At 40.1% G+C, this 13,454-nt stretch carries 12 protein-coding genes; 11 read left to right on the forward strand and 1 reads right to left on the reverse strand.

Annotation, left to right across the window (positions count from 1 at the left end; translation table 11 throughout):
* Positions 1 to 89: 89 nt before the first annotated feature.
* From rpsG to nusG, 5 genes are all read left to right on the forward strand, one after another.
* Entirely contained in the window at positions 90 to 560 is a 471-nt protein-coding gene (rpsG, locus tag ELZ61_RS02180; RefSeq protein ID WP_126371119.1) for a 30S ribosomal protein S7, read from the forward strand.
* A gap of 105 nt (positions 561 to 665) precedes the next feature.
* A complete protein-coding gene (gene fusA, locus ELZ61_RS02185; protein WP_126371122.1) occupies positions 666 to 2,768 on the forward strand; it encodes an elongation factor G in 2,103 nt (700 codons plus the stop codon).
* A gap of 69 nt (positions 2,769 to 2,837) precedes the next feature.
* Positions 2,838 to 4,022 (forward strand): elongation factor Tu, encoded by a 1,185-nt coding sequence (gene tuf / locus ELZ61_RS02190; protein ID WP_046097610.1) that lies wholly within the window; start codon positions 2,838 to 2,840, stop codon positions 4,020 to 4,022.
* 298 nt (positions 4,023 to 4,320) lie between these two features.
* Complete coding sequence (secE, locus tag ELZ61_RS02195; protein WP_103854411.1) at positions 4,321 to 4,734, forward strand: preprotein translocase subunit SecE; 414 nt, start codon at positions 4,321 to 4,323, stop codon at positions 4,732 to 4,734.
* A gap of 1 nt (position 4,735) precedes the next feature.
* A complete protein-coding gene (nusG, locus tag ELZ61_RS02200) occupies positions 4,736 to 5,287 on the forward strand; it encodes a transcription termination/antitermination protein NusG (RefSeq protein ID WP_126371124.1) in 552 nt (183 codons plus the stop codon).
* A 332-nt stretch (positions 5,288 to 5,619) separates the two neighbouring features.
* Here the strand turns inward: nusG and ELZ61_RS02205 are convergent, their stop codons facing one another.
* Complete coding sequence (locus tag ELZ61_RS02205; protein WP_126371126.1) at positions 5,620 to 6,006, reverse strand: helix-turn-helix domain-containing protein; 387 nt, start codon at positions 6,004 to 6,006, stop codon at positions 5,620 to 5,622.
* Positions 6,007 to 6,133: 127 nt separating this feature from the next.
* On the opposite strand from ELZ61_RS02205, the gene ELZ61_RS02210 reads away from it, so the two are divergent.
* The 6 genes from ELZ61_RS02210 (at position 6,134) to rpoB (ending at position 13,453) form a co-directional block, all read left to right on the forward strand.
* Positions 6,134 to 6,514, forward strand: a complete 381-nt coding sequence (locus ELZ61_RS02210; RefSeq protein ID WP_126371128.1) for a hypothetical protein — start codon at positions 6,134 to 6,136, stop codon at positions 6,512 to 6,514.
* Between the two features lie 152 nt (positions 6,515 to 6,666).
* The gene (rplK, locus tag ELZ61_RS02215) at positions 6,667 to 7,095 is read left to right on the forward strand and encodes a 50S ribosomal protein L11 (RefSeq protein ID WP_103854413.1); all 429 of its coding nucleotides are present in this window, start codon (positions 6,667 to 6,669) and stop codon (positions 7,093 to 7,095) included.
* A 3-nt stretch (positions 7,096 to 7,098) separates the two neighbouring features.
* Positions 7,099 to 7,788 carry a 50S ribosomal protein L1 gene (gene rplA, locus ELZ61_RS02220; RefSeq protein WP_103854986.1) on the forward strand — a complete coding sequence of 230 codons (690 nt, stop codon included), beginning with the start codon at positions 7,099 to 7,101 and terminating at the stop codon, positions 7,786 to 7,788.
* Positions 7,789 to 8,155: 367 nt separating this feature from the next.
* Entirely contained in the window at positions 8,156 to 8,647 is a 492-nt protein-coding gene (gene rplJ / locus ELZ61_RS02225) for a 50S ribosomal protein L10 (RefSeq protein WP_103854415.1), read from the forward strand.
* A gap of 51 nt (positions 8,648 to 8,698) precedes the next feature.
* Positions 8,699 to 9,070 (forward strand): 50S ribosomal protein L7/L12, encoded by a 372-nt coding sequence (gene rplL, locus ELZ61_RS02230; protein WP_103854416.1) that lies wholly within the window; start codon positions 8,699 to 8,701, stop codon positions 9,068 to 9,070.
* Between the two features lie 354 nt (positions 9,071 to 9,424).
* Positions 9,425 to 13,453, forward strand: a complete 4,029-nt coding sequence (gene rpoB / locus ELZ61_RS02235; RefSeq protein WP_126371130.1) for a DNA-directed RNA polymerase subunit beta — start codon at positions 9,425 to 9,427, stop codon at positions 13,451 to 13,453.
* Position 13,454 lies beyond the last annotated feature (1 nt).

The following is a 13,454-nucleotide window of genomic DNA, read 5'->3' on the forward strand; positions in this document are numbered from 1 at the left end:
AAATAATTATCATAAACTCCAGTAAACGTAAGATCTCTTACACAAAGAGTTTTGGATAATCCTGAAGATTAAAAAACGGAGAAATTGCAATGCCACGTCGTCGTCGTATTGAACCACGCAAAATTCTTCCAGATCCAAAGTTCGGATCAGAATTACTTGCGAAATTTATTAATGTATTAATGGTAGATGGTAAAAAATCTATCGCAGAATCAATCGTTTATGGTGCGTTAGATACCTTAGCTCAACGTACAGGTAAAGAAGCTTTAGAAGCATTTGAAATCGCACTAGAAAACGTACGTCCAACCGTTGAGGTTAAATCTCGCCGTGTTGGTGGTTCTACTTATCAAGTGCCAGTTGAAGTGCGCCCAGCTCGTCGTAACGCATTAGGTATGCGTTGGATCGTTGAAGCAGCACGTAAACGTGGTGATAAATCAATGGCTTTACGTTTAGCAAACGAATTATCTGATGCATCAGAAAACAAAGGTGCAGCAGTGAAAAAACGTGAAGACGTTCACCGTATGGCTGAAGCTAACAAAGCGTTTGCTCATTACCGTTGGTAATCAGTTAATCAAACGATTTTTAGGCTTCATCACATTTTGCTATGCGGTGAAGCCTTATCCATATTTAAAATTTTAATTTATTGAATTCCAAACAAGGAAATAATAATGGCTCGTGTAACTCCTATTGAGCGCTATCGTAATATCGGTATTAGTGCTCACATTGATGCTGGTAAAACAACAACCACAGAGCGTATTCTATTCTATACAGGTGTTAGTCACAAAATTGGTGAGGTGCATGATGGTGCAGCTACCATGGACTGGATGGAACAAGAACAAGAGCGTGGTATTACCATTACTTCTGCGGCAACAACGGCTTTCTGGTCTGGTATGTCTCAGCAATATCCACAACACCGTATCAACGTTATCGATACTCCGGGACACGTTGACTTTACTATCGAAGTAGAACGTTCAATGCGTGTTCTTGATGGTGCGGTAATGGTTTACTGTGCAGTAGGTGGGGTTCAACCTCAGTCTGAAACTGTATGGCGTCAAGCAAATAAATATAAAGTACCTCGTATCGCGTTCGTAAATAAAATGGACCGTACTGGTGCAAACTTCCTACGCGTTGTTGAGCAAATAAAAACTCGTTTAGGTGGTAATGCTGTTCCTTTACAACTTCCAATCGGCGCAGAAGAAAACTTCAAAGGTGTTGTTGACTTAATCAAAATGAAAGCAATCAACTGGAATGAAGCGGATCAAGGTATGACATTTACCTATGACGATATTCCTGCAGATATGGTTGAATTATGTGAAGAATGGCACCAAAACCTTGTTGAAGCAGCTGCAGAAGCTTCAGAAGAGTTAATGGAAAAATACCTTGGTGGTGAAGATTTAACTGAAGAAGAAATCAAAGGTGCGTTACGTCAACGTGCGTTAGATACTGAGATCATTCTTGTAACTTGTGGCTCAGCGTTCAAAAATAAAGGTGTTCAAGCAATGCTTGATGCGGTAATTGATTACTTACCAGCACCAACAGACATCGCTTCAATCAAAGGGATCAACCCTGATGAAACTGAAGGTGAGCGTCACGCAGATGATAATGAACCATTTGCAGCACTTGCATTCAAAATTGCAACTGACCCATTTGTAGGTAACTTAACCTTCTTCCGTGTATATTCTGGTGTGGTTGAGTCTGGTGCGACAGTATTGAACTCGGTAAAAGATAAACGTGAGCGTTTTGGTCGTATCGTTCAAATGCATGCAAACAAACGTGAAGAGATCAAAGAAGTTCGTGCGGGAGACATCGCAGCAGCAATCGGCTTAAAAGATGTTGGTACAGGTGATACATTATGTGCTATCGATGCGCCAATTATCCTTGAGCGTATGGAATTCCCTGAGCCAGTAATCTCTGTTGCGGTAGAACCAAAAACCAAAGCAGACCAAGAGAAAATGGGCTTGGCATTAGGTCGTCTTGCACAAGAAGACCCTTCATTCCGTGTTCACACTGATGAAGAATCAGGTGAAACCATTATTTCAGGTATGGGTGAGTTACACTTAGACATTATCGTTGACCGTATGAAACGTGAGTTTAAAGTGGAAGCGAATATCGGTAAACCACAAGTGTCTTACCGTGAAACTATCCGTACTCGTGTGAACGATGTTGAAGGTAAACACGCAAAACAATCTGGTGGTCGCGGTCAATATGGTCACGTTGTTATCGACTTGTACCCATTAGATCCAGAAGGTCCAGGTTACGAATTTATCAACGAAATCAAAGGTGGTGTAATTCCTGGTGAATATATCCCTGCGGTTGATAAAGGTATCCAAGAACAACTTAAATCTGGTCCATTAGCGGGTTACCCAGTGGTTGATATCGGTGTTCGTTTACACTTCGGTTCATACCACGATGTGGACTCATCTGAGTTAGCATTTAAACTTGCTGCATCATTAGCATTTAAAGCAGCGTTTAGCAAAGCAAACCCAGTATTACTTGAGCCAATTATGAAAGTGGAAGTTGAAACTCCACCAGAGTATGTGGGTGATGTAATTGGTGATTTAAGCCGTCGTCGTGCTATGGTAAATGGCCAAGAAGCAAGCGAATTTGTTGTTAAAATCAATGCAGAAGTTCCACTTTCTGAAATGTTTGGTTATGCAACAGATCTTCGTTCACAAACTCAAGGTCGTGCATCATACTCAATGGAACCATTGAAATATGCTGAAGCACCTTCAAGTGTTGCAGCTGCAGTAATTGAAGCACGTAAAAAATAATTTTTGATTCAATAAAACTTCGTAGCATCTCAAGGTGCTACGAAATTTCACATAAAGGAAACATTAGCAATGTCTAAAGAAAAATTTGAACGTACAAAACCGCATGTAAACGTGGGTACAATCGGCCACGTTGACCATGGTAAAACAACTTTAACAGCAGCAATCACCACAGTATTAGCGAAACACTACGGTGGTGCGGCACGCGCATTTGACCAAATCGATAACGCGCCAGAAGAAAAAGCGCGTGGTATCACCATCAACACCTCACACGTTGAATATGATACTCCAACACGTCACTACGCACACGTTGACTGCCCGGGACACGCGGACTATGTTAAAAACATGATTACTGGTGCGGCGCAAATGGACGGTGCAATCTTAGTAGTAGCAGCGACAGACGGCCCAATGCCACAAACTCGTGAGCACATCTTATTAGGTCGCCAAGTAGGTGTACCATACATCATCGTATTCTTAAACAAATGCGATATGGTAGATGACGAAGAGTTATTAGAATTAGTAGAAATGGAAGTGCGTGAACTTCTTTCTCAATATGATTTCCCAGGTGATGATACACCAATCGTACGTGGTTCAGCGTTAAAAGCGTTAGAAGGCGATGCGCAATGGGAAGAAAAAATCCTTGAGTTAGCAAACCACTTAGACACATACATTCCAGAGCCAGAGCGTGCGATTGACCAACCATTCTTATTACCAATCGAAGACGTATTCTCAATCTCAGGTCGTGGTACAGTAGTAACAGGCCGTGTAGAGCGTGGTATTATCCGCACTGGTGATGAAGTAGAAATCGTAGGTATCAAAGAAACTGCGAAAACTACCGTAACAGGTGTTGAAATGTTCCGTAAATTACTTGACGAAGGTCGTGCAGGTGAAAACATCGGTGCATTATTACGTGGTACAAAACGTGAAGAAATCGAACGTGGTCAAGTATTAGCGAAACCAGGTTCAATCACACCACACACAGACTTCGAATCAGAAGTTTACGTATTATCAAAAGAAGAAGGTGGTCGTCACACTCCATTCTTCAAAGGTTACCGTCCACAATTCTATTTCCGTACAACTGACGTAACAGGTACAATCGAGTTACCAGAAGGCGTGGAAATGGTAATGCCAGGCGATAACATCAAAATGACCGTAAGCTTAATTCACCCAATCGCGATGGACCAAGGTTTACGCTTTGCGATTCGTGAAGGTGGACGTACAGTAGGTGCGGGTGTTGTAGCGAAAATCATCAAATAATGATGATTGCTAGGTAACACTAGAAAGCTAAAAGCTAAGAGAGGGCATCGAAAGATGCCCTTTTGTTTTACTTGGATTTTTGAATGAAAAATCTGGAAAAAATGCCCGCACTTTTGTTATAAAAGAATAAATAAAGTGCGGTATAAATTTTAGGGATTTTTTCTTCGTGTAGATTTCTGTCCTTATTGTATGAAATCACGAAAATTTCTCTTATTTTTAATAGGCAACAAAATAAGAAAATGCTACAATTCCCCGTTCAAAACAGCATCCCGATTTTAATTGAATAATGGATACAATTATGGCGTCAAATATTGATAAAAAGAAACACGCTGAACAAGCGGAACATCTTCAAAAATCGAAAGGACTAAATACCTTTTTATGGCTACTCGGCATTGTTATTATTGCCGTTGCAGCAGTGGGAAATATTTATTTTGCAGATCAATTTTCTACTCCAATCCGTGTGGTTGCGGTAGTGATCTTATTACTTGTTGCTTTGGGAATTTTAGCAATTACTAACCAAGGAACAAAAGCACGAGCCTTTTTAAAAGACTCTAGAACAGAATTAAGAAAAATTGTATGGCCAACACGTTCTGAGGCGATGCAAACAACCTTGATTGTAATGGCTGTTACAATGATTGTTTCCCTAATTTTGTGGGGGCTTGATTCTATTATTGTTTCTGTAATTAATTTCTTAACAAATTTGAGGTTCTAAGATGACAGAGAATACTCCAAAAAAACGCTGGTATGTGTTACAAGCATTTTCTGGCTTTGAAGGCCGTGTAGCAGCAACATTACGCGAATATATTAAATTGCACCAAATGGAAGAGCAATTTGGTGAAGTGCTTGTGCCGACAGAAGAAGTGGTTGAGAATGTTGGTGGTAAACGCCGTAAAAGTGAACGTAAATATTTCCCAGGCTATGTATTAGTACAAATGGAAATGAATGATTACACTTGGCAGTTGGTGCGCAGTGTGCCACGTGTAATGGGCTTTATCGGCGGTACGCCAGATAAACCTGCTCCGATCAGCAATCGCGAAGCAGATATTATCTTAAATCGCCTTGAGCAAAATTCTGATAAGCCGAAACCAAGAACCGTATTCCAACCGGGTGAAGATGTACGCGTTAAAGAAGGTCCATTTGCTGACTTTAACGGAATAGTGGAAGAGGTCGATTACGATAAAGGTCGCCTAAAAGTTTCTGTTTCAATCTTTGGTCGTGCAACACCTGTTGAGTTAGAGTTTGGACAAGTAGAGAAAAATAATTAGTGTACAAAAAGGTAAGCAATGCTTACCTTTTTTATTTGGTTTTTATCATTTTGAACAGAATAAAAATATTTGAAACTATTTTTTGTGGAAGCTGTCCTTCTTCTTTCTTGATAAAAGATGACATTCTGAAAAATGGAATAGTGTGAGGAGGAAGATTTATAATCTCTAAAAGACAATATTGTTATGTTTTGTTTGAAGCAGAAAACTGTTCAGGTGGTGATTATGAGCTTAGCAAAAGAGTACCACCTCTAAAAGTAATAAAGAAATCTAGTCTCTTGGGAATGTTTTTTAAAGAAAAAATGACCGTATTTTAAAGAAATAAAGGTATTGTTTTATTCTTTTTTCAATAATAGGATAATTTCTTCTAATTGTTTAATCTCTTTCTCTTTTTGTTTTAGCAGTTCTTCCTTGTGTGTGATGATAAGCTTGAGTTTTTCATTTTCTTGTGCAACGGCATCGCTGTTTGCATAATATACAGAATTATTTTGGCTATTTTCGCTGAATAAACAAAAAAATCCTTTTTCTGTTGCAGAGTATAATTCAGAAACGTTAATGTGAAAAATTTCAGCAATCTTTTCTAATTTTTCTAGGCTTAATTTTGAAATGCCGCGTTCCAGTTTCGAATATCCATTCAGTGAAATTCCCAACTTCTCAGCCATTTCTTCTTGGGTGAATTGGTTGATTTCTCGCATTGTCCTTACTGTTTCGTGGATTTTCATATTTATCTCTCTTAAGTTGAATTTTTCTTACTAATACGGTCAAATTTAATACTTTGAGTTGGTGTTGTCTATGGTTATAAGAGTATATCATATAATCTCATTAATCATGTATTACATAGAGGTCATTATGGGATTTTTAGGGACAATTTTTTCTACGATAACTAATAAATGGACTGACACAGCCACTTATCTTGAAGCCACAGATTGTAGAGGTGAAGGGCACAGAGTTAGAATTATGAAAGAGGATGGTAAGTTTAGGATTTATCCTAATTACCAGCTTTTGAATTTATTGAAAAAAGATCCAGAGATAATTATGCAATTCTCAGTTAATGGTAGTATATTAAATGCAATGAATTTTAATATGGTAATTAAAGGCGATTATCTTGAGTCTAAATTTGCAAGTGCATTATTATTTGATTTTGAGAGAGTATTATATAAGCATGGGGTGATTCAAATTGGGTTAAATGGAATTAGTGCTGGAATGTATAATAGCAAAGGTTATTTCTAATATTTTTGTTGTAACTCTGCTTAAAGTTATTGTATAATTCGCAGTCTATCACGAGCAAGTCATCTTGCTCGTGGTTTTTTGTAAAGCATCTTTGATGTGTTTCAATTAACGGGGAGCTGAAAAGCGTTATCACCCATAACGAGGAAATTAAAATGGCAAAGAAAGTTCAAGCCTATATTAAGTTGCAAGTTGCAGCAGGTATGGCTAACCCTTCACCACCAGTTGGTCCAGCATTAGGTCAACAAGGTGTGAACATTATGGAATTCTGTAAAGCATTCAACGCACGTACTGAGAGCTTAGAAAAAGGTTTACCGATTCCAGTAGTGATCACTGTATATGCAGACCGTTCATTCACTTTTGTTACTAAAACTCCACCAGCAGCGGTATTATTGAAAAAAGCAGCTGGCATTAAATCTGGTTCTGGTAAACCGAACAAAGATAAAGTAGGTAAAGTAACTCAAGCACAAATCCGTGAAATCGCAGAAACTAAAGCAGCGGATATGACTGGTGCAACAATCGAAACTAAGATGAAATCTATTGAAGGTACTGCGCGTTCAATGGGTTTGGTAGTGGAGGACTAATCAATGGCTAAACTAACCAAACGTATGAAAGCAATCAAAGCGGGTGTTGATTCAACCAAAGCTTATGAAATCAATGATGCGATCGCAGTATTAAAACAATTTACTAGCCCTAAATTCGTAGAAAGCGTTGATGTGGCAGTAAATTTAGGTATTGATGCACGTAAATCTGACCAAAACGTTCGTGGTGCGACTGTGTTACCAAACGGTACAGGTCGTAACGTTCGCGTTGCTGTGTTCACTCAAGGTGCTAACGCAGAAGCTGCGAAAGAAGCGGGTGCAGATTTAGTGGGTATGGAAGATTTAGCAGAGCAAATCAAGAAAGGCGAAATGGACTTTGATGTTGTTATCGCTTCTCCTGATGCAATGCGTGTTGTAGGTCAGTTAGGTCAAATCTTAGGGCCACGTGGCTTAATGCCAAACCCGAAAGTGGGTACTGTAACTCCAAACGTTGCTGAAGCAGTGAAAAATGCAAAATCTGGTCAGGTTCGTTACCGCAATGATAAAAACGGTATCATTCACACCACAATCGGTAAAGCAGACTTCACCCCTGAGCAATTAAAAGAAAACTTACAAGCATTACTAGCCGCCTTAACAAAAGCAAAACCTGCTTCTGCGAAAGGTGTATTTATTAAGAAAGTAAGTCTTTCTACCACTCAAGGTGCAGGCGTTGCAGTAGATCAAAGCAGCCTATAATTTGAGTTTTGAAAACGGCTTATCAAATGGAATAAGCCGTTTTTTATGATTGGCATTTAGATATAAAAATTAATGGTTAGAACTTTTTGTTTACATTGATTATAAATATATCTATAATGCCCGACCTAAATCTGCTTAGGTAGATTTTTGATGGTGCTTACTATCAAGCCCCATCCAAGACCGTAGGCGAAATGATGCGAATCATTTCTTAATTTTAACGCCTGCGTAGATGGTGGACAGACAGAATTTTCTGCTTCTGGACACCTTAGCCTCAAAAAAGAAATTGCCTTGCAGTAAAAGCGCGGTGGATTTTTTGAGATTTTTTAGAAGTTCCGCTTAGGCGGAGTGTATCAGGAGCTAACAGCCAATGGCATTAAATCTTCAAGACAAACAAGCAATTGTTGCTGAAGTAAATGAAGCAGCCAAAGGTGCCCTATCAGCAGTTATCGCAGATTCTCGTGGTGTAACCGTTGATAAAATGACTGAATTACGTAAAGCAGCTCGTGAAGCTGGTGTTTCAATGCGTGTTGTGCGTAACACTTTATTACGCCGTGCAGTTGAAGGCACTGATTACGAATGCTTGAAAGATGCGTTTGTAGGTCCAACACTTATCGCATTCTCTACTGAACACCCAGGTGCAGCAGCACGTTTGTTCAAAGATTTTGCAAAAGCAAATGATAAGTTTGAAATTAAAGGTGCAGCCTTTGAAGGTAAGATCCAAGATGTTGAATTCTTAGCAACATTACCGACTTACGAAGAAGCAATTGCACGTTTAATGGGTACAATGAAAGAAGCTGCGGCAGGCAAACTTGTTCGCACTCTTGCAGCATTACGCGACAAATTACAAGAAGCAGCTTAATCCAAGCGTTTCTTACCAGGTTTAACTTATTTACTTTAGGAATTGATTGTTATGTCATTAACTAACGAACAAATTATTGAAGCGATCGCTTCTAAATCAGTAACTGAAATCGTAGAATTAATCTCTGCGATGGAAGAAAAATTCGGTGTTTCAGCAGCAGCGGCTGCAGTAGCAGTAGCAGCTGGCGGCGACGCTGGTGCAGCAGAAGAAAAAACTGAATTCGATGTAGTTCTTGCAGCAGCAGGTGCTAACAAAGTAGCAGTTATCAAAGCAGTACGTGGTGCAACTGGCTTAGGCTTAAAAGAAGCTAAAGACTTAGTTGAATCTGCTCCAGCAACCTTAAAAGAAGGTGTAGCGAAAGCTGAAGCTGAAGCACTTAAGAAAGAATTAGAAGAAGCTGGCGCACAAGTAGAAATCAAATAATTTTGATTTTTCCGCGACCAATTCTGGTTCTAAAAACCCCGATAGGAATATCGGGGTTTTTGTTTATATGATTTTTAGTTGCTTGACTTTTATTTATTTATTCTTATATAATATCCAGCCATTTTTAATTCACAAACCTTTTTGGATTAAAAATATACTGAATAATCACCGTTTTGTTGCGTGAATCAGGCTAGTTTTCTGGTAGTTTGATGGCAACCCGCTCATCAGAAGTAAGGTTCAGAGTGCGGTATCTGAAAACGGATTCATCATTGATATGATAAAAATGCGTGAAAAAATCACCGCACTTTTCTTTTATATCAACTCGGTCTCACTAAAATTTACTGAGGAAAACCAATGGGTTACTCCTATACTGAGAAAAAACGTATTCGTAAAGACTTCGGCAAACGTCCGCAAGTTTTAAATGTACCTTATTTATTAACTATTCAACTTGATTCTTTCGATAAATTTATCCAAAGAGATCCAGATGGTCAGCAAGGCTTAGAAGCCGCATTCCGTTCTGTATTTCCAATTGTCAGCAACAATGGCAATACGGAATTACAATATGTGAGCTATCGCTTAGGCGAGCCAGTATTTGATGTGCGTGAATGTCAAATTCGCGGCACCACTTATGCTGCGCCATTGCGTGTGAAATTACGTCTTGTTAGCTATGACAAAGATGCCGCGCCAGGCACAATTAAAGATATTAAAGAACAAGAAGTTTATATGGGTGAAATCCCATTAATGACAGATAACGGAACATTTGTGATTAATGGTACTGAGCGTGTAATCGTTTCGCAATTACACCGTAGCCCAGGCGTATTCTTTGATAGCGACAAAGGTAAAACGCACTCATCAGGAAAAGTGCTTTATAACGCACGTATTATTCCTTACCGTGGTTCTTGGTTAGATTTTGAGTTTGATCCAAAAGATAACTTATATGCGCGTATTGACCGCCGCCGTAAATTGCCGGCAACCATTATTTTGCGTGCATTAAACTATACAACAGAAGAAATTTTAGACTTATTCTTCGATAAAGTCGTTTTCCAAATTGAAGATAACAAATTATTAATGACCTTAGTGCCAGAAAGATTGCGTGGTGAAACGGCAACTTTCGATATTGTGGCAAATGGAAAAACTTATGTTGAAGTCGGTCGCCGTATTACAGCTCGTCATATCCGCGCCCTTGAAAAAGACAATGTGACTCAGGTTGAAGTGCCAACAGAATACATTGTGGGTAAAGTGGCAGCGAAAGATTATGTTGATCTTGAAACTGGCGAAGTGATTTGCCCTGCCAATGGCGAAATTACGCTAGAGATTTTAGCGAAACTCGCTCAAGCAGGTTACAAAACGATCGAAACCCTATTTACTAACGATTTAGACTACGGCCCATATATTTCAGATACCTTACGCGTTGATCCAACTACTGATCGCTTAAGTGCATTGGTTGAAATCTATCGTATGATGCGTCCAGGTGAGCCGCCAACAAAAGAAGCGGCAGAAGGTTTATTTGATAACCTGTTCTTCTCACCAGATCGCTATGATTTATCTGCGGTAGGTCGTATGAAATTCAACCGCTCTTTAGGCATTGAAGAAACCACTGGCAGCGGCATTTTAAGCAAAGAAGATATCGTTAATGTAATGCGTAAATTAATCGATATCCGTAACGGTCGTGGCGAAGTAGATGATATTGACCACTTAGGTAACCGCCGTATTCGTTCAGTAGGTGAAATGGCAGAAAACCAATTCCGTATTGGTTTAGTGCGTGTTGAGCGTGCGGTGAAAGAGCGTCTTTCTTTAGGCGATCTTGAAGCAGTTACACCACAAGATTTAATCAATGCCAAACCAATTTCGGCAGCGGTGAAAGAATTCTTTGGTTCATCACAACTTTCCCAGTTTATGGATCAAAATAACCCGCTTTCAGAAGTAACCCATAAACGCCGTATTTCAGCCTTAGGGCCAGGTGGTTTAACCCGTGAACGTGCAGGCTTTGAGGTGCGAGATGTTCAAGCAACTCACTATGGTCGCGTGTGTCCAATCGAAACCCCTGAAGGTCCAAACATCGGTTTGATCAACTCTTTAGCGGTGTATGCGCGTACTAACGATTATGGTTTCTTAGAAACACCATATCGTAAAGTGGTAAATGGCCAAGTTACTGAAGAAATTGAATATTTATCGGCCATTGAAGAAGGCAAATATATTATCGCGCAGGCGAACTCAAACTTAGATGATGAGTTACGTTTTACCGATACTTTCGTAACCTGTCGTGGTGAACACGGTGAGTCTGGTTTATACCGTCCAGAAGAAATTCACTATATGGACGTATCGACCCAACAAATCGTTTCTGTGGCAGCCGCACTTATCCCGTTCCTTGAACACGATGATGCGAACCGTGCCTTGATGGGGGCGAACATGCAACGCCAAGCGGTACCAACCTTGCGTGCGGATAAACCATTAGTCGGTACAGGTATGGAAAAACCGGTGGCGTTAGACTCTGGTGTTGCGGTTGTAGCAAAACGTGGTGGAACAATCCAATACGTTGATGCTTCACGTATCGTGGTGAAAGTTAATGAAGATGAAACCGTAGCAGGTGAAGCAGGTATTGATATTTACAATCTTGTGAAATATACCCGCTCTAACCAAAACACCTGTATTAACCAAATTCCTTGCGTGAAATTAGGTGAGCCAATTGAACGTGGTGAAATCCTTGCGGACGGGCCATCAACGGATCTTGGTGAACTTGCCCTCGGTCAAAATATGCGTGTGGCATTTATGCCTTGGAATGGTTATAACTTTGAAGACTCAATGTTAGTGTCTGAGCGTGTGGTGCAAGAAGATCGTTTCACTACCATTCACATTCAAGAGCTTTCTTGTGTGGCACGCGATACTAAATTAGGTTCTGAAGAAATCACTGCAGATATTCCAAACGTAGGTGAAGCGGCATTAAGCAAACTTGATGAATCAGGGATTGTGTATATCGGTGCGGAAGTAAAAGGCGGCGATATTCTTGTGGGTAAAGTGACACCAAAAGGTGAAACGCAATTAACCCCAGAAGAAAAATTATTACGCGCAATCTTTGGTGAAAAAGCGTCTGATGTAAAAGATTCTTCATTACGTGTACCAAACAGCGTATCTGGTACAGTTATTGACGTTCAAGTGTTCACTCGTGACGGCGTAGAAAAAGATAAACGCGCCTTAGAAATCGAAGAAATGCAGTTAAAACAAGCGAAGAAAGATCTTGTGGAAGAATTAGAGATCTTAGAAGCAGGCTTGTTTGCTCGTGTTCGCAACTTATTGATTTCAGGCGGAATTGACGCTGCGCAATTAGATCAATTAGAACGCACCAAATGGTTAGAACAAACCCTTTCAGACGAAGAAAAACAAAGCCAGTTAGAGCAACTTGCGGAGCAATATGAAGAGCTTCGTAAAGACTTTGAGCATAAACTCGAAGTGAAACGTGGCAAAATCATTCAAGGTGATGATCTTGCACCGGGCGTGTTGAAAGTGGTGAAAGTGTACCTCGCGGTGAAACGCCAAATCCAACCGGGTGATAAAATGGCAGGTCGCCACGGTAACAAAGGGGTTATCTCAAAAATCAACCCAGTTGAAGATATGCCGTATGACGAAAATGGTCAGCCAGTAGATATCGTATTGAACCCACTGGGCGTACCTTCGCGTATGAACATCGGTCAGATCCTTGAAACGCACTTAGGTTTAGCGGCGAAAGGAATTGGTGATCAAATCAATGCAATGATTAAACAAAAACAAGATGTTGAGAAATTGCGTGGTTATATCCAAAAAGCCTATGACTTAGGTGGTGGTTCACAAAAAGTGGATCTTTCAACCTTTACCGATGAAGAAGTGATGCGTTTAGCGCAAAACTTACGCAAAGGTTTACCATTGGCAACGCCAGTATTTGATGGTGCGCACGAAGAAGAAATTAAAGGCTTATTAGAGCTAGGTGGATTGCCAACTTCAGGTCAAATCACCTTATACGATGGTCGCACAGGTGAGAAATTTGAACGTCCAGTAACCGTAGGTTATATGTATATGCTCAAATTGAACCACTTAGTTGATGACAAAATGCACGCGCGTTCAACAGGTTCTTATAGTCTTGTTACGCAGCAACCATTGGGTGGTAAAGCACAGTTCGGTGGTCAGCGTTTCGGTGAGATGGAGGTTTGGGCGCTTGAAGCTTATGGTGCCGCTTACACCTTACAAGAAATGCTTACCGTTAAATCCGATGATGTGAACGGCCGTACGAAGATGTACAAAAACATCGTGAGCGGTAACCAACAAATGGATCCGGGTACACCAGAATCTTTCAACGTAATTATGAAAGAAATTCGTTCACTCGGTATCAATATCGACTTAGACGAAGAATAAT

Origin of the sequence: Avibacterium volantium, from assembly GCF_900635775.1 — a bacterium.
Lineage (GTDB): Bacteria > Pseudomonadota > Gammaproteobacteria > Enterobacterales > Pasteurellaceae > Avibacterium > Avibacterium volantium.

Excerpts from the sequence above, each read along its gene's own strand:
- rplL (WP_103854416.1), top strand. The coding sequence starts at position 8,699 with ATGTCATTAACTAACGAACAAATTATTGAAGCGATCGCTTCTAAATCA.
- rpsG (WP_126371119.1), top strand. The coding sequence starts at position 90 with ATGCCACGTCGTCGTCGTATTGAACCACGCAAAATTCTTCCAGATCCA.
- ELZ61_RS02205 (WP_126371126.1), bottom strand. The coding sequence starts at position 6,006 with ATGAAAATCCACGAAACAGTAAGGACAATGCGAGAAATCAACCAATTC.
- rplK (WP_103854413.1), top strand. The coding sequence starts at position 6,667 with ATGGCAAAGAAAGTTCAAGCCTATATTAAGTTGCAAGTTGCAGCAGGT.
- rplA (WP_103854986.1), top strand. The coding sequence starts at position 7,099 with ATGGCTAAACTAACCAAACGTATGAAAGCAATCAAAGCGGGTGTTGAT.
- nusG (WP_126371124.1), top strand. The coding sequence starts at position 4,736 with ATGACAGAGAATACTCCAAAAAAACGCTGGTATGTGTTACAAGCATTT.
- tuf (WP_046097610.1), top strand. The coding sequence starts at position 2,838 with ATGTCTAAAGAAAAATTTGAACGTACAAAACCGCATGTAAACGTGGGT.
- rpoB (WP_126371130.1), top strand. The coding sequence starts at position 9,425 with ATGGGTTACTCCTATACTGAGAAAAAACGTATTCGTAAAGACTTCGGC.
- rplJ (WP_103854415.1), top strand. The coding sequence starts at position 8,156 with ATGGCATTAAATCTTCAAGACAAACAAGCAATTGTTGCTGAAGTAAAT.
- fusA (WP_126371122.1), top strand. The coding sequence starts at position 666 with ATGGCTCGTGTAACTCCTATTGAGCGCTATCGTAATATCGGTATTAGT.
- ELZ61_RS02210 (WP_126371128.1), top strand. The coding sequence starts at position 6,134 with ATGGGATTTTTAGGGACAATTTTTTCTACGATAACTAATAAATGGACT.
- secE (WP_103854411.1), top strand. The coding sequence starts at position 4,321 with ATGGCGTCAAATATTGATAAAAAGAAACACGCTGAACAAGCGGAACAT.